Origin of the sequence: uncultured Thermanaerothrix sp. (assembly GCF_938028735.1) — a bacterium.
In the GTDB taxonomy this organism is placed as follows: Bacteria; Chloroflexota; Anaerolineae; order Anaerolineales; family Anaerolineaceae; genus Thermanaerothrix.
The window spans coordinates 1-18,213 of record NZ_CALIMF010000022.1; the positions used below are offsets into that span (position 1 = coordinate 1).

An 18,213-nucleotide genomic window follows, 5' to 3' on the forward strand; every position below is an offset into this window, starting at 1 on the left:
GGCGCAGGATGGGCGCTTCTTGCTCTTCGTCTCGCGCGCCACCAACCTGATCTGCGGGCTGAGTGCGAGCGAGTATCAGAGCGATATCCCCAACGCCAGCCCGATGGAGCGGCGCGCCAACATCTTCCTGCTCGACCGCGATTACGACCGGAACGGTATCTACGATGAGTTTGACCAGCGAGGGGGGGTGCGCATTTACCTGCTCTCGCAGAACCCCGACGGCAAACCTGCCAACGGGACGACCGAATACCCGGCTGCGGCCTACGTTGAAGAGAATGGCCAACCTTACCTCTTGGTGGCGTTTCAATCCCGCGCCACCAACCTGGCGCCGCAAAACCTGCCCTCCGGCAAGACCAGCGACGATAACGGGTTTAGCGATATTTACCTCTTCCGCTTCAATTTTGATGCCACAAAAACCGAATATATGCAAATCACCCAGCGCTACCTGGTCTCAGTGCCCTCGGTGCCGCTGGGAGAGTTGAAGCCCGCCGCACTGGCCAACCACGCGTCCTATGCGCCTTCCATCTCGCGCGATGGGCTGGTGATCAGTTTCCACTCCTACGCCAACAACCTGGTGGAGGGGGATACCAACAACGTGTGTCCCTACACGGAGGGAGAAGGGATTGAGGGGGTGCCGACCACCAGTTGCCCGGATGTGTTTGCCCACGATTGGAATGCCCAGCAGACCTGGCGGGTCTCGCTAACTTCGAACGGTCAGCAAGGTGCGCCGGATTCGGTGTACGCGGGGCTTTCGGCGACTGGCCAGTTCGCCTTCTTTGCCTCCTACGCCGACCTGGACCTTAACAACGATACTCGGATCTATCAAAACGTGCTCCAAATTTACCTGCGGGATATGGGCAACCCGCCCGGCAACCCCAACGTGCAGCCGACCTACTGGGATTGGGGCACCTTGCACCTGAGCACCGGCGGAGAAGCCAAGACCTTCACGGTGCGTTTCCTGGGGGATCTGTACGTGAGCGATGTGCAGTTCCGGCTAACTCAGCCGCAAAGTGCTCCGCTGGAAACCTTTACATTCAGGCATGACTGTTCTCTAAATACCCAGAACCCGTATAAGCGCGGTGAGTATTGTACGTTCACCGTCAGGTTCAACGGCGGCGCGGTGCCAGATACCGAGTACACCGGGGAGGTTGAAATCGCGGTCAAGCGCCAACTGAGCGACAGCCCGCGCAAGGTGCGCATTGGTGTGCGGGCCAAGACGGCGTATTACGGCGTCACGGCCGACTCCGCCGAGCTGAGCGCTAGTGGCACGCCGGGCAGCACGGTGACCTACACCTTCACGGTGGAGAACGCCGGCGACCTGGCCGAAGATCTGGTGTTAAGCGACCCCAATCGAACTAATGGCTCATGGATCACGGCGTTCCCGACCACGCTAAGCAGTGTGCAGCCTAACAGCGCTGATCCACGTGTGGTGCAGGTGCAAGTGCGAGTGCCGTCGAGCGGGGTGAGCGTAGGGCACTCCAAGCAGGATCAGGTCACCGTCTGCTCCAGCCATGACCCCCGCGCCTGCTGGACGGTCACCCTGACCACCACGGTGGATAACTTCCGCGTGTTCATCCCGGCGGTGATGCGGTAATGAACAGACCGCTCAACCGCCCGCGCTCCAGCGGCGCTGCAGAAGGCTCGTCCGGGGGAAGCCAGGGGAGCCAAGTAAGTGAGCGGTGGGGCGGCAGCATTTCTCCCCTATGGCAGGTATTGAGCGAACATCATGGGCAATAGAATAAATGCATAGGCATCATTCAAAATGTGCATCAATATGCACGCGGGCAAATTACGGCGCTTGACATACAAAAGGGTAACCACAATGCTCCATACCCCGATCTGAAGGGTGCCCCCAAGTCCCCAGAAGGGAATGTGCAGCAGTACAAAGGCCGCATAGGCGATCAAGGCGCTTAGACCAAGGCGATGGGTCAAGGCGTACAGGCGCTCGATTGGGTAGCCGCGAGAGAGGATTTCTTCTGTAATGCCTGCTGTGAGGACAACCCCTATGCGCAGCCCTAGGGGGATTTCTGCCAGTTGGTTTATCCCCCCCGAGGTGGTGCCCAAGCCCAGTGCAGTGACAATGGGCGTTGTTGCCACAAACGAAAACGCGCCAACCACGAACCCCACTAGCCCCCACCCCACATCCTGCCACGACATCTTCTTAAAGCCGATAGATGTTAAGGGTTGTTTTTCCCAAAACAAGAGAATTGCTAACAGGATAAGGGTGACCGCCCATTCTTCTATGATGAGAAGGCGCGCTCGTGAGGGGGTTAGTGCACCTTCACGTTGCGCGCCAAATAGCAGGCCCAGCGCATTGATCACAAAAGGCAGTCCCAAGGCTACGAACAAACCGACAAAAGTTGCCATCCGTTGTTTTGTACGCATTGCATCTGCTCCCGAAAATGATGGACTGTTAGGTTGCTCAGCAAAGACACGAGGTCTTCCTTGGCTGTGTCTCTAACTCTATCGCCAATCCTTATTAGATGATGGCACCTGATGCAATTCGTGACCCCCCAGCCGAATATTATACATGGAAGCTGAAGGTTCGATCTGTCAAAGTTTTCGAAACTTGTGCCCGCTCCCCCGCACCGAATGGTTTACCTTATTGGCTCGTAGGCGGGCGTAGACGGTGCTTGAGCGCAGAAGACAACCCAGCCGTGGAAGACACCCAAGAACGGGGTGGAATCCTGCTACTCAGGTCCACCCCCAGGCTGATGTGGCCAACCTTCCGGTCGGACGAACGAGCCGCTGACACATGCTTGGCAAACGGTGTTGAGTGGGTTTTCTGGGTTGCGCTCCTACGCGACTAAAACCACTTCCCTATCCAACCAAATGTTAAGATGGTAACCCATATTCCTGCTATGGCTCCAGCCACTAACTGCGCAGGTGTATGTTTTCGACGCTGCAGACGTGCCCAAGCCACCAGCGGCAGGCTCAAAAAAGCCCCTACTGCAGGGGCCCCAAAAACGTACACCAGTGCAGTAGCAAAGCCACCCACGCCAGCCATGTGCAAACTGATCTTCCAAAAATTGGAGATGGTCAACATGATCACGGCAAGACAAAAGTAAGTCAGAACGATGAGGCTCAACAAATGCGGTCCGTGTAGCGTGCGAAGCATCAGGAGGGCGAGCACGTCACTACTCAAACTGATCAAAATAAAGCGCGGGCGTTCGGAGCGTCTGCTCATTTCCAAATCACTAACCCAACCGCGCCGAATGCCAATTAACAAATAGGCTAATGGAATGCCCGTCACAATAGCAAGGATGAGGATGGCCCAGCCCAAGCCAGATATGCCGGCTTCAATCCACCCAAAAACCAAAAAGATGGGTATGGAGAGCACGGAACTGTCAAATAGAATGGATACCCAACGTGCCAGACGATCTTTCATAGTCAAGCGCTCCATGCGGGGGTGTTCTAAGAATCATACACCCAACAGCCTGTCTTGGGTGTCAATAGGTGTCTGCCGACACTCGCGCTTTGCCTGTGCTCGTGCCGCCTTGCCCTGAGCCGAGTGAAGTGGGCTAGAAGCGCAGGTGGAGCGGACTTTCATGCTTCCGACTTCTACTCGGCACAACATGAAAGCCTGGCTGGATCTTTGAAATACGAAATTGCCGCGATCTTCAACGCCTCCGCCATTGTGGGGTAGACGTGGATCATGTCGATAAAGTCCTCCAGTTTGGCGTGAAAGCGTAGCGCCATCGCTGCTTCGTGGATGACTTCACTCGCGTTGGGCATCACCAAGGAGACGCCCACAACTTCGCGTGTGGTTCGGTTAATGACGATTTTGGCGAGGCCATCGGTTTGATGGGTCGCTCCCGCACGCGGAACGAGTTCCAGCGGGATGGTGCCGCACCAGCAACGGATGCCTGAACTGACGGCTTCCGCGTCGGTTTGCCCGACCATGGCCACCTGTGGATCGGTAAAGATCGTGCGCGGGATGACCCGGTGATCCACTTTCCGATGGGCCTCTGTCAACGCGTTCATCGCCGCGATGACGCCATCGTGGGCGCCGACCGGGGTAGCCATCTGGCTGTCGGCATGGTTCCCGATCACGTCACCTGCGGCCCAGAGGTTTGGGACGCTGGTTTGCAGTTCATCGTTAACCTGCACAAATCCGTGCTCATCCAATTCCACGCCAACCTTTTCCAGGCCGATACCATGGGTGTTTGGCTCTCGGCCCGTAGCGATGAGCAATTTCTGCGCGCTAAAGGTTTGGGGCTTGCCATTTACGCTCGCCAACACTTCAATTCCGTTGGGGGATGTTTGCAAAATGCGCCTTACCTGCGCGGCAGTGACGATGTTCACGCCTTCCTTACGCAGGAGAAACGTCAGCATGCTGGAGACCTCTGGCTCATAGCGCGGTAAGATGACCGGACTCCGCTCTAAAATGGTGACGTGCGTCCCGAAGCGGTGAAACATCTGTCCTAGTTCAAGCGCGATGTAACCCCCACCAAGGATTATGAGCGACTCGGGTAATTCGGTCAATTCTATGCCCTCATTAACAGTTAACAAATCCGAGGTGAGGTACGGGACGCGGTCAAGCCCTTCAATGGGCGGAATGACAGGGCGCGTCCCCGTTGCGACGAGAATGTGCTCGCCGCGTAGCGTGATCTCCCCCACGCGGACGGTGTGCGCGTCTAGCAGTTCGGCGCTGCCATCGAACACCTGAATGTTTTTCTCATGGGTCAGGATGGATTGATACTTTTTGCCGCGGTAAACTGCGACAACTTCCTGTTTTTGCGCGATGAGTTCGGCGAAGTCCACCTCCATTTTGACAGGTTTGAGCCCCGGGTACCGCGGGTGCGCTGCTTCCCAGACAATGCGCGCCGCCTCGATGAGATTCTTGCTCGGCAAACAGCCGCGATTAACGCAGGTTCCGCCCAGGGTCCGCATTTCGGTCATGGCGGCGGTCTTCCCTAGTTCCGCAGCGCGAATGGCAGCGGCAAAGGCGGTGGAGCCTGAGCCCAAAATAACCAGATCAAATGAACCGCTCATTGTATCCTTACCCTTTCAGGGTGTTCCTACGGTTGAAGCGTACAAGAAGCGGCCTGAGGGCCCGTGATAAGCCGAGACCTGCTACCGGCTTCATGCAGTGTTAGGTGGCGCTTGCTACCCCAGTTTGTTGGCATTCAGGAACGCCTTGACCGTATTAAAGGCATTAAAGAACAACGGTGTCCCGGCAAACGAGAGTGGTGAGACAGGACCGATGGTCATAAAGGAATATTCCCTGCCAGCGGTGTCGAACGATGAATGGGGATCTCGGAACAATTGATAAAGGTCGAGGGCTTTGCTACGCCCCCCTACCAGTTCGCTCAACGCTTTGAACTCCGCCCCCATTCCCAGGCCGAAGCCGAAGAAAAAGATGCGCAGTTGTTCTAAGATCTCACGATGCAAACTGGAGAGGGTCTGGCTGATGAACAACCACCCGACCCCGTATTTGCGCGTGGTGCGTGCCGCATCAATGAGGATGCCCCGTACGGCTTTCTTTTCCTCGTTTTCGGGCTCCTCACGGGGGGCGAGGCGATGGGCTTCATCTATCAGCACCAGCGTATTGAGGCTGCGGTTCTGTTTGTAGGCGTATTCTGCCGCGGTGCGAATGCCTTCCAGCAAGCGTTTAATCACCAGCGCTTGAATCATCTCATTCCAGAACAACGGGGTACTTTGAGGTTGGGATTGATCCCCACCAAACAGAGGGAGCGTATTCAAACTGCCAGGAGTTTGAGTCGCTTGTTCCACCGACAGGTCTATGACAACGAGAGGCCGCTGATCTTGGTCAGGGGCAAACAGACGAGCAAGTAGGTGCTCTACTTTTTGCGCTCCTGGCCGATCCTCGCGAAACAGTTGTGTAACGGGAAGCCAAACTGTTTGATATAAGTCGTTCGGATTGGTGTCAGCCATTTGCTGACGTACTCGTTCCCTGGCCTCTTTCGAACCGTAGAATCGCACCAAGATACGCTCTTCCTGCAAGTGCTCCCAGACCTTTCTGAAGCTCTCCTTCTTATGCAAACTGGCGAGGCGTATGTCGTCTTTTTGCAGTTGTTCGCTTATGACCTCTGCGGCCTGACGCTGGTTTTCCACTGCTTTAACGCCAAGTCTTTGAAAGAAGCCGGATTCCAAGAGAATCTGTTCAAACAGATCCCATCGGTCGAGCACCAGATCTTTCACCCCATGCACTTGAACGGGTTTTCCGAGCCGGTTCAAGATTTCCTTCATCGGCAATTGGAATTCCCCCGGCACAGCCTCGCCCCTGGCTTCTTGGGCAAATTCACCTTGAGGATCAATGACCAGAAGCGCCATCTTGGGATAACGAGCATAGGCCAACAGGATCATCTTAGCCAGCACCGATTTCCCAGATCCCGTCTTTCCAAAGATGCCCAGGTGGTAGGCCTCCCCAGCGCCCTGCGGACCGGTATCGAAATGCTTGAACCAAAGCGGCAGAAGAGGCTTTGAACCGTAGACATGCCCCAGGTAGAACAGTTGGTCGCGGTAGGGCGAGAGCAATTCAGAGAGGGTCGCATCATTGACCAAATGAATGGGCGTGCCCGTGGCCGGGACGGTGCCCAAGATGCTGGGACGATAGCCGTCGGGCCCCGCCGAGAACACAGCGCTGATGGTCATCTCTCCCATGTGGGTATCCTGGCGCTCGCTAACGGTATCTACCCGCCCACGCTGACGGATCAGGCTACGCATGGTAGGGTCTTCATGCCAGACGTTGCGCAGTTTCACCTCGGTAATCTGTCCCAGCGCGTAATGGGAAAGGCCATCCTGATGATAGCGGAATAGGGCCAGTTCCCCGACCAGTTTCTTATTAACGGCTCCAGCCAGAATATCTAGCGCTATTTCACTGGTAGAAGATGGTGAGCCAACGACACCAATTCGTTCTGCCTCATCTACAAGGTGGTCCAAACTTAAGTGTTCCTGCATAAATTCACCCTCCTGATTCGGTACGGTAGCCATGCAAACCCAGAAAAACCTCGCCCACATTTCCTCGATAGGTCTCGGCAATGTATTGGCTCGTTACCTGTCGAAAGGTGGGGATGGCCCTGGAAAGGTGCTTTACCATTCGGTCTGCCATATAAAGGGGATAGGGTTCCATGACCGCCGGTGCGCCGCACTGGTAACGGATTCCATGAAGTGCGGTGGCCAGGCGGGCCTGATTTTCGGCCACTGCGCGGCTCATCTCTACCCGGAGGGCTGGCAGCCAGGGATAAGGCCGGTAGTAAACAACCTGGATCTCGCCCAATAATGAGATGATCTTCTCGGCAGTCTGATGGGTGGTTTCCCTAATAGCCGGTTCCAGTGGGTTCAGATTCAAGTGCCAGGGCTCGGTTGGCGGTTGGAGTGACCGGGGGCACGTGTATTCACCCGGTTCCAACAGAAAGCTCAAGAGGCCGCGGTCATCGTGGTTGTCGGGCCAACCCATCTTTTGGCCAATTTCCCGTCTCGCCGTGTACTTGGGTATTGCCAGCCAACAGCGGTCACTTCGGGCCGAGGCGAGGATTTCCTGGTACACTTCCAGGAATGAAACCATTTGACCCAGAAATTGTTGTGTAGTCATCAGATGCGCGGTGTCCCTGCTTTTATTGAGGGCCTGGTTGAAGTAGATAAGGGGGGTCGTGAGAGAGCCATCCAGGAAAACCACCTCATGCGGAGCGCGTGAGGCCAGCATCAACTCCATACCGATCATCAGGGCGCGGAGGATTGTGCTAGTTTCGGCCTCGTGAACCTCTGTCTCCACCCAGACAAGATGACGGGGCTCTGGCCAATGGCGTGTTTCCGAAGGCGGGGTTAGCCCCTCCACCGCCACAGCAGCCGCAGCGACCAAATCGCTCGCCAACAGTCGCTCTACGGCGTAGGCGCCATCCACCCCGCAGGTGGTTGGGATGGGCATGTAGGGAAGTTCGGCATCACGGCGCAGTAACCCCGCCTGTTCAAGGCCAGTGCGCCATTCTTGGCGACGAGCACGGATCTGCTCAAAATCGGCTAGCAACTTCTGGCTAAGATCCTCGGTGCGTCTGAGGATCTCATCAACCAGTGCGGCGGGGAGTTCACCAAAGGGACGTTCGGCGGATTCCATCATTTCGCAACCTTGTCCTGTTCAAGTAGCAGCAGGCTCTTGATTCCCTCTTTACGCCACTCTCGCCATCCATCCACGCGTTCTGCGCGCGGCAGCAACCAGCGTTCGCGCCACCAGGCCACTAATTCCGAGAATGGGAGGTTGCGGTAGACCGGTTCGGTTTCACGCCCTTCCATGTAGGCTTCCAGGTTCTCCACCAAGCGGAAGAGAAACACTTCCCGCTTCACGCCGTGACGCAGCCAATCGGATGGGAGGCCTAAGTATTCCAATGCGCGCACCATGGTTTGCCATTTCCGGCGTGGGCCGGTGCCGAAGCCACCACGTGTTGAAATTCCCTGGCTTTCCAGGAATTCGCGGAACAACGGATAGAATTCCATCAGGTGAAACGTGCCATAACCTTCTGTGTAACCAAGGGACTCGGCGATGGCCATTCCGTGATAGCGCAGGCGGTTATACAGGCTGCTCCGCCCAAAAGCGCTGGTGGTGGTCAGGGCAACGAGATGAGGCGGCAAGATGCGCCCTTCCATCTCGGTTGCACGTCCGGCGTACTTGCGCCAATACGCTTGGCGAATCTCATTAGAGGCAGCTACCAGCCCAATAAGCTTTCCGCCTAATAAGCGATCGTAGGGCGGTACAGCCCCCAAGGTTTGAATGTCCATGGTCTGATTGACCAGTTCGGTCTTCTTGCCAGGGGGATAGCGAAACAGGCGATCCCGCGCCGGAAAACTGAGAGGAGGGGACTGCAGGGCCAGCAGGCCGATGAGTTTTCCATTGGAGCGGTCAACCACCAGAAACCTCAAGCGACGGCCGTAACCCTTGGAGAATGGGATGGACCAGAGCAGTCGGGCCACGCGAAAGAGATTGTGGTGTTGCTCGGTGGTCACTTCGACCAGGGCAGGGTCAATCCGCTCCGGCGTGATCTCGTCACCATCAGCGAAGAAGGGGAGATATTGAGGGAGATATCGCCGCAGCCAATCCTGACGCGCCATAATTTCGAGTTGCGAAGAGGGCCTGTGGATCTGCCGCAGACGCTCCTTATCCACCCAAGGAGACCATAACGTACCCTCCTCGGTGATTGCGAACCCGAGCTCTTTGAGTCGCTCAAGCACAAGTTGCCTTAATCCTTTTGCGTCCACGCTTTCAGCCTTTGTCGGGTTCCGTCTGCGAAGGGATGGAGTCTCGATAGGTCGTCGTTTTACCGTGTCCTCACTCCGACTAAACATCCTGTTGGGTACAATGATGCCAGATTGGCACACGCCATCTGCTGAGACCGGATTTTTAATTTTATTTTACTTCCAAGTTCATGGGTTGAGCCGCTTTGGGGCTTAATCAATTGCTCAAAAGAGGGTGTACCAGCCCCACCAGGCCGTGCACCGCAAGCCATATTACGCTCCGGGAGCACTCCGTCAGGCAAGGCTGTGCTCGGTCAACCCTGGCACCTTGGGGGTGTCTTAAGAGCCGTTTGGTCACTTGTAATCACCATACTGTTGGCTGCTGTGCACATCGGTTTTTTTACCTAAACGCAGGGGCGCGCAACATGGGGCCCAAGGCTCTCCATTATGCACTCAGGCTGACCGCCTTGCGCACTAGGGCCACGATTCGTTCTTCTTCGGCGGAGGTCAATGCCAGCAACGCAAAGGCGGTGGGCCACATCGCGCCCTCATCCAGGTGCGCTGCATCGGTGAAGCCGAGGGTGGCGTAGCGCGTTTTGAATTTTTGCGCGCTTTGGAAGAAGCACACCACCTTCCCGGCTTGGGCATAGGCCGGCATGCCGTACCACAACCGCGGGACGAGATCTGGCGCTGTGGTCATGATGAGGTCATGCAGGCGTAAGGCCATTGTGCGCTCGGGCTCGGGCATCGCAGCGATCTTAGCGCGCACCACGCTCTCGCCTTCCAGTTTGCTGGTATGGGCGGCTCGCGATTCGGCTGCCCGTTCACGCATGGCCGCGCGCTCTGCGGGGGTGAACGCCTGCTCTGCAGGGGCAGAGGGCGAAGCAGGTTTACGAGGGGACATGTGCACCTCCTGGGGGTCGTGCTATCTTTCCAGCATTGGCACGCCGTGCCGGTGAAATACGCAAACAAAGATCCATTATATCCTGTTTTTGTTCCCGCCCTACCCTACCCGCGCGATTGTTTTCGTGCTTCTGGGCCTTCTGGCGGGCCCCTGTCGCCTGGGTCTACCCCTGTCCCTCTGCCAGAAACCCCAGCGGTGCTCTGCCGTGATCTATCGTGCGGGGAGATGCCCAAGCCTTCAGGGGATGGGCGCGGTCGCCTCAATCTGGGGTCAACGCAGTGGGCGCTTTGGGTGTACAATGTCTGTACCTTTGGGTGGTGTGAGCGGGCAGGGATGAGTGTCTACCTTTTCTTTTTGATCCTGGCAGGGGTGGCAGAGGGGCTGCTGCTCTATGTGCTGGCGCTCAACCTGCGCACCCCCTCGCAGCGCATCCCCCTCACGTTGTTCTGGTTTCTGGTGGGCGGGGCCGGCCTGCTGTTGACTCATGGGCTCACCGTGGCGGTGGCTTCACCGGCGGTCGCGCGCCTGGGGGCCCAATTCCAATACGCCTTCCTGGTTGCCCTGCCGGTGCTGTGGCTGTTCTTCGCCCTGGATTACAGCGGCCAGCGGGCCTGGTTGCAGCCAACGCGTGCCTGGCTCTTCGGTGTGATCCCCGTGCTGAGTTTCCTGCTGGTGCTGACCAATCCCCTGCATGGGCTGATCTGGGCGGCGTACCGCCTGATTGAAGAGGGGCGCTGGGTGCTTCTCCAGGTAACCCAGTACGGCGCATGGTTCTGGGTGCACCTGGCTTACTCCTACGCGCTGATGCTGGCAGGGGCCTATTGGATTCTGCGCACCCAAGGCAGCACCCGCTGGCCCTACCGCTGGCAGGCGCGCTGGATCGTATTTGGGGCGTTGCTCCCGCTGCTCTTCAACCTGGTGGATCTGATCGTCGTGTTGCCGCGCGCGCAGCAGGCGATCACCCCGCTGGGATACCTCCTGGCCGGGGGGATCATCGGGGGAACGGTGCTACGCTACGATTGGCTGGGGGTGACGCCGATGGCCCGCCAGGCCGTCTTCGATCACCTGAGTGAGGGGGTGGTGGTGCTGGATGCGCAGCAGCGCGTGGTGGATCTCAATCGGACGGCGCAGCGCCTCTTTAGCCTGGAGCGGGTGGCCTGGGCGGGGCAGCCGGCGGATGTGGTGTTGCCCTTCTGGCCTGCCAGCCGGTTGCCCACCGGTGAGGCGCCGACCTACGAGGATCTCTGCTTGCGCGAAACCGAGGCGGCCGCGCCAACCTATTACGAGATGCGGATCACCCGCCTGCTCCACCCACGCGGGCGCCTGTTGGGCTACGTGGTGACGCTGAGCGATCAGACTGAGCGGATGCGCTACCTCCAGGCGGTTGAGCAGGAGGCCCAAACGGATCCCCTAACGGGGCTTTTCAACCGGCGCATGTTCTTGCAGGTGGCCGAGCGGGCGCTGGCGCACCACCAGGCTTCCTACCAGCCGCTGGCACTGCTGGAACTGGATATTGACCACTTCAAGGCCATTAACGATGCCTGTGGTCATCCGATTGGGGACGCAGTGCTGGTGGAGATTTGCCGGCGTATCCAGGGCGCGCTGCGGGCGACGGACACGCTGGGACGCATCGGCGGGGATGAACTGATGGCCATCCTGCCGGGGGTGACGCCGGAAGACGTGGCGGGGATCACCCGGCGCATTCAGCGTGAGGTCGCCGAACGCCCCATTGAGGTGGGCGGCTGGGCGATCATGAGCACGGTCAGCGTGGGGGTGGTGGTGAGCGAGGCCAGGTGCAGGCTGAACCTGGAGCAACTGGTGGAGCGGGCTGACCGCGCGCTCTACCGCGCCAAGCGGCGGGGTGGCAACACCATTGAAACTGAGTGGATTACCTACGCCTCACCCGCTGACCCGCAGGCCCAAGCGGGGGTGGCTTAACACCGGTGGGGGCTACAGTGGCGCGCCTCTGGGCCAACCTTGGGCAACCGTTTCCTTTATTCTGACCTTGTGGATATAATTCAGGCCAGGAGAAAAGGCAATGACTGAGGATATCTTTCGACGTAAAGCGGTTGAGCAAGAAAAGCGTGCCGAGCGCCGTCTGCCGCCCGGCCAGGCGCTTACCCAGCGCTTCCCGGTGCTGCACTACGGGCCCATCCCCCGCGTGGACCTGAGCGCATGGGATTTTCGCATCTGGGGTGAGGTGGAGCAGCCCCTGCGTTTCACCTGGGAGGAGTTTAACCGCCTGCCCCGTACCCGGGTGACCTTGGATATCCACTGCGTCACCCGCTGGAGCAAACTGGACACGGTGTGGGAGGGGGTTAGCGTGCGCACCCTGATAGACCTGGGATTGCTTAAACTCAAGCCCACGGCGCGCTACGTACTGCAGCACGCCGAATACGGCTTTACCGCCAACCTGCCACTGGAGGTGGTGCTGGCGGAGAATTTCTTGCTGGCCACCCACTACAACGGCGAGCCGCTCACCCCTGAACACGGCTTCCCCCTGCGCGGGGTGGTGGGCGCCATCCCGGGGCGGGATGATCTCAAGGTGCCCTACTTCTGGAAGGGGGCCAAGTGGCTGCGCGGGTTGGAATTCTTGGCCGAAGATCGCCCCGGCTTCTGGGAGCAGGCCGGCTACCACAACGAAGCCGATGTGTGGCAGGAACAGCGTTACGCCTGAAGGTGGCTAAAAGTACAGGCCCAGGCTCGGCCCGATTTCGCGCAGTTCGCGGGCACGTTGCTCTAATTCGGTGAAAATGGCCACCCGCCGTTCGGCCACATAAAGGTCCAGCCAGCGCTGTTGCTCGAGCGTGGGGAAAAGGCGCGCCCCAATCTGCCACAGGTGGTCCTGCTGGCGGCGGGCGTGGGCGACCTCGCCCGCCACGGTGATGCAGTGCTGGCGGGCCAGTTGCAGCGTCACGTCGAACTTCAACCCCGGCGCCAGGTTGGCCGGCGGGGTCTCCACCAGACTGTCGAAGAGCAGCCCTATCCCGTGCACGCTCAAATCCGTCATCAGGGCCTGGAAGGGCAAGCGGTTGACCCACACGGTGACGGGGAAATTGCCCTCGGGCTGTACCCGTGCTTCATAGCGCGGACGCCACGGTGTTGCCAGGAAACGCAAATGGGTTAGGTGCAGGGCACAATCTGCCTCCATCAGCCACTGCACATGGCCGCGCACGGTGGCGGGTAGAAAGCGACTGTGCAGGTAGGCCGTCTGGTAAATGGCAGCACACACCTGGGGCTTGGGAGGCGGTAAGGACACCCCCTGCTCAGTTACCGCGCGCGGCTGGAGGGTCTGCTCGAGCACCAGTCCCTTGTAGGGCACCGCCAGCGTCAACGGTAGTTGCTGGAGCGCCAGCGCGCGCAAGGCCAGCAACGGTTCGCGTTTGCGGGTGGGGTTGGCTGTTTCTACACTCATCCTTTGCTCTTTCTCTATCCCCTGGGTTCAAAGCGCTTTTCTATCTACACATTGTACTGATTTGGTGTTCTTAAAGATTAAAACAAAATGAGAATAAGGGGGGTCGGAATGCCATTTGGGGGCGGTGGCATAAAGCGGGTATAATCCGTCTGGATCAGCGACATCAAAGGAGTTTCACCATGACCGTCAAAGCCCTGCTTTTCGACCTGGATGGCCTGCTGGTGGATTCGGAGCCGCTTTCACGGCGCTCCTGGAGCGAGGTCATTGCCCAACTCGGCTACACCTTGAGTGAGGATGTTTTTTTGCAAATGATCGGGCGCTCAGAGAGCGAGGTGCGCACGCTGTTTGAGCGTGTTTTCGGGCCGGACTTCCCTTTTGAGCAGGCGACCCGCCTACGCCAGGTGCACTTTATGGAGGCACTGAGGCGCGAAGGGGTGCCGCCCAAGCCCGGCGCCCGCGATCTGCTGGCCGAGGTGACGCGGCGCGGGCTGGCGAAAGCCGTGGCGTCTTCTACCTCCCGCGCCATGGCCGAGGCCAAGTTGCGCAGTGCTGGCCTGCACGAGTTCTTTGAGGTTGTCGTCACTGGCGAGGACGTCCCGCGGGCCAAACCCGCCCCCGACCTGTTTCTGGAGGCGTCCCGCCGCTTGAGCCTGCCTCCCGCTGCGTGCGTGGTGCTGGAGGATTCCAGCGTGGGGGTGCAGGCCGCCCATGCCGCGGGGATGCGCTGCATTCTGATCCCGGATGTGCAGCCGGTGCCGGCGGAGATTGCGCGGCTGGCCACCTGGCAACTGCATTCCCTGGCCGAGGTGCCTGCGCTGCTAGATCACCTGCGCGTGAACGGGCACGACCCGGCTCAAGCAGGCTCGGCGTAGCCGCAGAGGGCGATGGCACGCGGGCCAGTGTGGGCACCCAGCACCGGGCTGGGGATGCGGATGATTAACTCCACCGGGTGGTAGGTGCTCTCGACCCGGCGGGCTAGCGCTGTGGCGTCATCTGGGCAGAGGTTGTGCAAGACGGCGATGTGCAGTGGGCGTGTCGTATCCACGCGCTTGAAGAACTCGCGGAAGAGGTTTTCAATCACCCCAGCGCGCGAGCGGGCAGGGATGGAAGGCGCGACCGTGCCGTCGTTGGGTTTGACGTACACCAGTGGCTTGATCTGTATCAAGGAACCCAGCAGGCGCGCTGCGGCACCGATGCGCCCTCCCTTGTGCAGAAAGTCCAGCGTATCCAGGGCCACAAAGTAAACCATCCTCTCGCGCACCTTTTGGGCGGCCTGGAGCATCTCTGCCACGTCTGCACCCTGCTCGCGGGCGCGGGCGGCGGCCATGATCTGCCAGCCCATGCCCATCGAGTTATTGCAACTATCCACCACGTGCACTGGGAGGGGCGCTTCGGCGGCTGCTTGCAGCGCTGTGCGGTAGGTGCCGCTCATGTGGCTGCTGACCACAAACGTGAGGGCCTCGTGAGCACCTTGCTCAGCCGCCCGCTGAAAGGCACGCATGAAGGCTTCCGGGGTTGGCTGCGAGGTGGTGGGGTGCTCGCCGGTGCGCTCCAGCCTTTCGTAGAACGCTGTGGGGGTCATGGTGATCCCATCCAGAAAGACCTCCTCTCCAAAGATGATCGTCTGCGGGACGATCAGCATTCCATAGCGCTCCACCCACTCCGGAGGCAGGTCACAGGTGCTGTCAGCGATCAGGGCAATGGGGTGGGTCATCAAATACTCCTTGGGCAACAGGGAAATGGGTTCTAGGATGATTTTAATCCCGCTTAGCCCGAGGGGGCTATGACGCCGGTCATGCTTCGAGGCATATCCCGCAGGCCGGGCGCGGCAGGGGCGTCCCAATTTGGAGCGCGGATGTGGTAAAATCCGCATTGTCATGACCCCACAGCCACATACCCGGCCTCTCGCGGAGGAGACGGCCCAAGCCCCGGCGACGATGAGCCTGTGGGAGCACCTGGAAGAATTGCGCGGACGCCTGCTCAAAGGGCTGATTGCCTTGGGGCTGACCACCTCGATCAGTTTTGCCTTTGGCGAGCGCCTGATTGCCATCCTAGCGCGTCCGATCGGCGGGGTGGACAAACTGGTTTCCATCGAGGTGACCGAGAACATTGGCGTATTTATGCGCGTCAGCCTGCTGGCCGGGTTCATCCTTGCCCTGCCCTACATCTTGTACCAGGTGGTGGCCTTCGTGGTGCCCGGGTTGACGCCGCGCGAGCGGCGCGGGCTGTTCATCGCCATCCCGGCGGCCAGCGCGCTGTTCATCATTGGGGTGCTCTTTGCCTACTTCGTGATGCTGCCAGCGGCGTTGCCTTTTCTGATCAGTTTCATTGGCATCCGCACTACGCCGCGCCTGGCCAATTACTACGCCTTCGTCACCAACCTGCTGTTCTGGATTGGGGTGGCGTTTGAGACGCCGCTGGTTGTCTTCGTGCTGGCCAAGTTGCGCCTGGTCTCGCCGGGCGTGCTGGCGCGGCAGTGGCGCCTGGCCGTGATCGTGATCGCTGTTCTGGCGGCGATAATCACCCCCACCCCGGATCCGGTCAACATGACCCTGCTGATGCTGCCGTTGCTGGCGCTGTACGGTCTGAGCGTATTACTGGCCTTTGTGGCGGTGCGGTAAGGTGTGTTAGAATCCTAATCTGAACCCCTAAGGAGAGTGGACCCATGTGGCGACCTGGTTTACCCGAATTACTGATCATTTTGGTGCTGATTCTGTTGCTGTTTGGCCCGGGACGGATCACCAAGATTGCCGGTGAACTCGGCAGCGGTATCCGCGCCTTTCGCGAGGGCCTGGAGAAGAAGGACGCCCCTGAGGCGCCGGCTGACTCAACGGAGGACAAGACCCCGCCCCGCGCGTGAAGCGCCGGCCTCAGTGGGGGGCTGAACCGTTGTCGGGGGGAGGATCTGCAGAGGGCGATTGTGGCGGTGAGGGGGGACGAGTGGGCGCCGGAGGTGCTTGCGGCGGCAGGATTTCCTGGCCGGAGCGGCGCAGTTCGGCTTCCAATTCGTCCAGGCCGGCTTCGCGGATCAGGCGGGTGGGCACCTGGCGCACCTCGCGTTCCACCTCGCGCAGGGAGGCCCACAAGGGGGAGTGCAAGATCTTGCGCATCAGGCGGCCTAAATCACGCGCGGTTTGGATCATTCCCTGCGGGCCGAGCAGGATGAACGCCAACAAGAGGATCAGGGCTAACTCTAAGACGCCAACGTTAAAAATCTCCATCGTCTTCCCAATGAGGGGGTGCCAAAAGTCGGCATGGGGGCTCCATAGCGCCCGCTGGCCAGGGAGACAATGCCCGGCGAGGCCATGTACAGGCTTGGTCTCATTATAGCACGCGAGAAAGGGCCAGAACAGGGCCAGTCCTCTGATTTTTTAAGGTTATCGGGCTTGCATATGGAGTGGCACGCAGTAAAATTAGTACAAATGTTCAAGGGGTGATGGACAATGACGATTAATTTTGTGCAAGTGCACCGTCAGATCCAGCAGGCCGGGGAAGAAGCCCGGCGCGAGCAACTGGCTCTGCAAGAGCGCCTGGCCCAGGCGTGGCAGGCGCTGCAAGCGTGGACGGAGCGCTTGGAGGAGCTCCGAGAGCGGGTGCGGCAGGCCCTGCGTTACAACGCCTCACTGCGCTGTGCCCTGCCCTGGCAGGAAGCGCTGAACGCCCATTTCACCGCCCCGCCCCCGCCAGAGACTGGGCTGCTACTGGCCGCTGACGGTTCGCAAGCCAACCCCAGCCGCCACGACCGCATCCCTTTCGGGCTGATCAACATCGGCCTGTTTGACTACGACCTGAGCCACCGCCGCCCGCCGGAGCAGAGCGTCCAGAGTGAGTTGCTGCTCAACCAGGATCTCTATGACGAGTTTGGGACAATCAGTGAGGAGCGCCTTGCCCTGGAGCGCGATCTGCGCGAGCGCCGTGCCCTGCTCGAGCGCGTGCAAGGCGAGACGACCGCCCCCATCCTCACCCTGACCGATGGGCCGCTGGAACTTTACCGCCAGCCCCGCGAGGACGCGGAGTTACAGGCCTTGTTCAGAGCGTATCTGGAGGTGCTGGCCGGGCTGGCGGCTCGCGGCGTCATTGTGGCGGGTTACGTGGATAAACCCCAGGCCGATCTGGTGGTGCGCCTGCTGGAACTGACCCTGCTGGATGACCTGCGCCAAGCCGGGCAGGAGCGCCCGCTGCGCGGTGTGGCCGACCGGGTGCTCTTCAACGCGCTGTTGCAGCCCGGTGAGCGCTCGGCCATCTTGGGCATCCAGTCCACCAGTGCCGAACGCTTCCGCGAGTACGAAGGAGGACAACTTGGGCTCTATTTCTTCTACCTGAACGTGGGGACAACCGACCAGCCCAAAGTGGTGCGCGTGGAGATCCCGCGCTGGGTGGCTGCCGACGCGCAGGCAGTGGCCAGCTTACACGCCGTCCTGCTCCAGCAGACCCGCATCACCCCCAACCGCCGCTACCCTTATGTGCTGACCCGTGCCCACGAACTGGCCCTGGTCACTTACCAGGATCGCCAGGCGGTGGAGGCGATGATTGAGCAAGAATGGCGGCGCCAAGGCGTGGCTGTGGGCGAAGAATCTGCCAAGCAACAGTCCAAGCGCGATTTGCAGCCCCCCCGCCGGAGAAGCCCAATAGGAATTTGAGCCGTCTACCGTCCCTTTACCGGACGGGTTACCGCTTTCTTCTCCCGGTGAACTTATTCTCATGC

General features: G+C 59.6%; 16 protein-coding genes and 1 pseudogene. 7 read left to right on the forward strand and 10 right to left on the reverse strand.

Features of this window, described 5'->3' with window-relative positions; translation table 11 throughout:
- Positions 1-1,594, forward strand: a pseudogene (locus Q0721_RS10490) (hypothetical protein); the annotation flags it as partial.
- Between the two features lie 107 nt (positions 1,595-1,701).
- Here the strand turns inward: Q0721_RS10490 and Q0721_RS10495 are convergent.
- From Q0721_RS10495 to Q0721_RS10525, 7 genes are all read right to left on the reverse strand, one after another.
- The gene (locus tag Q0721_RS10495; protein WP_299029408.1) at positions 1,702-2,385 is read right to left on the reverse strand and encodes a type II CAAX endopeptidase family protein; all 684 of its coding nucleotides are present in this window, start codon (positions 2,383-2,385) and stop codon (positions 1,702-1,704) included.
- Positions 2,386-2,806: 421 nt separating this feature from the next.
- Positions 2,807-3,388, reverse strand: a complete 582-nt coding sequence (locus Q0721_RS10500) for a hypothetical protein (RefSeq protein ID WP_299029410.1) — start codon at positions 3,386-3,388, stop codon at positions 2,807-2,809.
- 173 nt (positions 3,389-3,561) lie between these two features.
- On the reverse strand, positions 3,562-4,995 hold the full coding sequence (gene merA, locus Q0721_RS10505) for a mercury(II) reductase (RefSeq protein WP_299029413.1): 1,434 nt from the start codon (positions 4,993-4,995) through the stop codon (positions 3,562-3,564).
- 114 nt (positions 4,996-5,109) lie between these two features.
- Complete coding sequence (locus tag Q0721_RS10510; RefSeq protein WP_299029416.1) at positions 5,110-6,924, reverse strand: DUF87 domain-containing protein; 1,815 nt, start codon at positions 6,922-6,924, stop codon at positions 5,110-5,112.
- Positions 6,925-6,928: 4 nt separating this feature from the next.
- Positions 6,929-8,080: a DNA double-strand break repair nuclease NurA gene (locus Q0721_RS10515; RefSeq protein WP_299029418.1), complete on the reverse strand. Its 1,152-nt coding sequence runs from the start codon at positions 8,078-8,080 to the stop codon at positions 6,929-6,931.
- Complete coding sequence (locus Q0721_RS10520; protein ID WP_299029421.1) at positions 8,077-9,186, reverse strand: Druantia anti-phage system protein DruA; 1,110 nt, start codon at positions 9,184-9,186, stop codon at positions 8,077-8,079. The genes Q0721_RS10515 and Q0721_RS10520 overlap by 4 nt, the downstream gene beginning before the upstream one ends.
- Positions 9,187-9,634: 448 nt before the next feature.
- The gene (locus Q0721_RS10525; protein ID WP_299029423.1) at positions 9,635-10,093 is read right to left on the reverse strand and encodes an iron chaperone; all 459 of its coding nucleotides are present in this window, start codon (positions 10,091-10,093) and stop codon (positions 9,635-9,637) included.
- A gap of 333 nt (positions 10,094-10,426) precedes the next feature.
- Here Q0721_RS10525 and Q0721_RS10530 point away from each other — a divergent pair, with 333 nt between their 5' ends.
- Both Q0721_RS10530 and Q0721_RS10535 read left to right on the forward strand, forming a co-directional pair.
- Positions 10,427-12,031: a diguanylate cyclase gene (locus tag Q0721_RS10530; RefSeq protein ID WP_299029426.1), complete on the forward strand. Its 1,605-nt coding sequence runs from the start codon at positions 10,427-10,429 to the stop codon at positions 12,029-12,031.
- 100 nt (positions 12,032-12,131) lie between these two features.
- The gene (locus Q0721_RS10535; protein ID WP_299029429.1) at positions 12,132-12,770 is read left to right on the forward strand and encodes a sulfite oxidase-like oxidoreductase; all 639 of its coding nucleotides are present in this window, start codon (positions 12,132-12,134) and stop codon (positions 12,768-12,770) included.
- A gap of 6 nt (positions 12,771-12,776) precedes the next feature.
- Here Q0721_RS10535 and Q0721_RS10540 read toward each other — a convergent pair whose 3' ends face one another.
- Positions 12,777-13,508, reverse strand: a complete 732-nt coding sequence (locus Q0721_RS10540) for a PilZ domain-containing protein (protein ID WP_299029432.1) — start codon at positions 13,506-13,508, stop codon at positions 12,777-12,779.
- Positions 13,509-13,687: 179 nt separating this feature from the next.
- Between Q0721_RS10540 and Q0721_RS10545 the strand changes: the two genes are divergently transcribed.
- Positions 13,688-14,380 (forward strand): HAD family phosphatase, encoded by a 693-nt coding sequence (locus tag Q0721_RS10545; protein ID WP_299029434.1) that lies wholly within the window; start codon positions 13,688-13,690, stop codon positions 14,378-14,380.
- Here the strand turns inward: Q0721_RS10545 and Q0721_RS10550 are convergent.
- Positions 14,362-15,222 carry a DegV family protein gene (locus Q0721_RS10550; RefSeq protein ID WP_299029437.1) on the reverse strand — a complete coding sequence of 287 codons (861 nt, stop codon included), beginning with the start codon at positions 15,220-15,222 and terminating at the stop codon, positions 14,362-14,364. The two genes, Q0721_RS10545 and Q0721_RS10550, sit on opposite strands and share 19 nt — an antisense overlap.
- 163 nt (positions 15,223-15,385) lie before the next feature.
- Between Q0721_RS10550 and tatC the strand changes: the two genes are divergently transcribed.
- Both tatC and Q0721_RS10560 read left to right on the forward strand, forming a co-directional pair.
- Positions 15,386-16,129, forward strand: coding sequence for a twin-arginine translocase subunit TatC (gene tatC / locus Q0721_RS10555; RefSeq protein ID WP_299029441.1), 744 nt, complete (start codon positions 15,386-15,388; stop codon positions 16,127-16,129).
- Between the two features lie 44 nt (positions 16,130-16,173).
- On the forward strand, positions 16,174-16,368 hold the full coding sequence (locus tag Q0721_RS10560; RefSeq protein WP_299029446.1) for a twin-arginine translocase TatA/TatE family subunit: 195 nt from the start codon (positions 16,174-16,176) through the stop codon (positions 16,366-16,368).
- A 10-nt stretch (positions 16,369-16,378) separates the two neighbouring features.
- Here the strand turns inward: Q0721_RS10560 and Q0721_RS10565 are convergent, their stop codons facing one another.
- A complete protein-coding gene (locus Q0721_RS10565; RefSeq protein ID WP_299029449.1) occupies positions 16,379-16,729 on the reverse strand; it encodes a hypothetical protein in 351 nt (116 codons plus the stop codon).
- 222 nt (positions 16,730-16,951) lie between these two features.
- On the opposite strand from Q0721_RS10565, the gene Q0721_RS10570 reads away from it, so the two are divergent.
- Complete coding sequence (locus Q0721_RS10570; protein ID WP_299029452.1) at positions 16,952-18,148, forward strand: DNA double-strand break repair nuclease NurA; 1,197 nt, start codon at positions 16,952-16,954, stop codon at positions 18,146-18,148.
- Positions 18,149-18,213: the final 65 nt, after the last annotated feature.

Excerpts from the sequence above, each read along its gene's own strand:
- Q0721_RS10540 (WP_299029432.1), bottom strand. The coding sequence starts at position 13,508 with ATGAGTGTAGAAACAGCCAACCCCACCCGCAAACGCGAACCGTTGCTG.
- Q0721_RS10565 (WP_299029449.1), bottom strand. The coding sequence starts at position 16,729 with ATGGAGATTTTTAACGTTGGCGTCTTAGAGTTAGCCCTGATCCTCTTG.
- Q0721_RS10560 (WP_299029446.1), top strand. The coding sequence starts at position 16,174 with ATGTGGCGACCTGGTTTACCCGAATTACTGATCATTTTGGTGCTGATT.
- merA (WP_299029413.1), bottom strand. The coding sequence starts at position 4,995 with ATGAGCGGTTCATTTGATCTGGTTATTTTGGGCTCAGGCTCCACCGCC.
- Q0721_RS10570 (WP_299029452.1), top strand. The coding sequence starts at position 16,952 with ATGACGATTAATTTTGTGCAAGTGCACCGTCAGATCCAGCAGGCCGGG.
- Q0721_RS10535 (WP_299029429.1), top strand. The coding sequence starts at position 12,132 with ATGACTGAGGATATCTTTCGACGTAAAGCGGTTGAGCAAGAAAAGCGT.
- Q0721_RS10515 (WP_299029418.1), bottom strand. The coding sequence starts at position 8,080 with ATGATGGAATCCGCCGAACGTCCCTTTGGTGAACTCCCCGCCGCACTG.
- Q0721_RS10530 (WP_299029426.1), top strand. The coding sequence starts at position 10,427 with ATGAGTGTCTACCTTTTCTTTTTGATCCTGGCAGGGGTGGCAGAGGGG.
- Q0721_RS10500 (WP_299029410.1), bottom strand. The coding sequence starts at position 3,388 with ATGAAAGATCGTCTGGCACGTTGGGTATCCATTCTATTTGACAGTTCC.
- Q0721_RS10550 (WP_299029437.1), bottom strand. The coding sequence starts at position 15,222 with ATGACCCACCCCATTGCCCTGATCGCTGACAGCACCTGTGACCTGCCT.
- tatC (WP_299029441.1), top strand. The coding sequence starts at position 15,386 with ATGACCCCACAGCCACATACCCGGCCTCTCGCGGAGGAGACGGCCCAA.
- Q0721_RS10525 (WP_299029423.1), bottom strand. The coding sequence starts at position 10,093 with ATGTCCCCTCGTAAACCTGCTTCGCCCTCTGCCCCTGCAGAGCAGGCG.
- Q0721_RS10545 (WP_299029434.1), top strand. The coding sequence starts at position 13,688 with ATGACCGTCAAAGCCCTGCTTTTCGACCTGGATGGCCTGCTGGTGGAT.
- Q0721_RS10510 (WP_299029416.1), bottom strand. The coding sequence starts at position 6,924 with ATGCAGGAACACTTAAGTTTGGACCACCTTGTAGATGAGGCAGAACGA.
- Q0721_RS10495 (WP_299029408.1), bottom strand. The coding sequence starts at position 2,385 with ATGCGTACAAAACAACGGATGGCAACTTTTGTCGGTTTGTTCGTAGCC.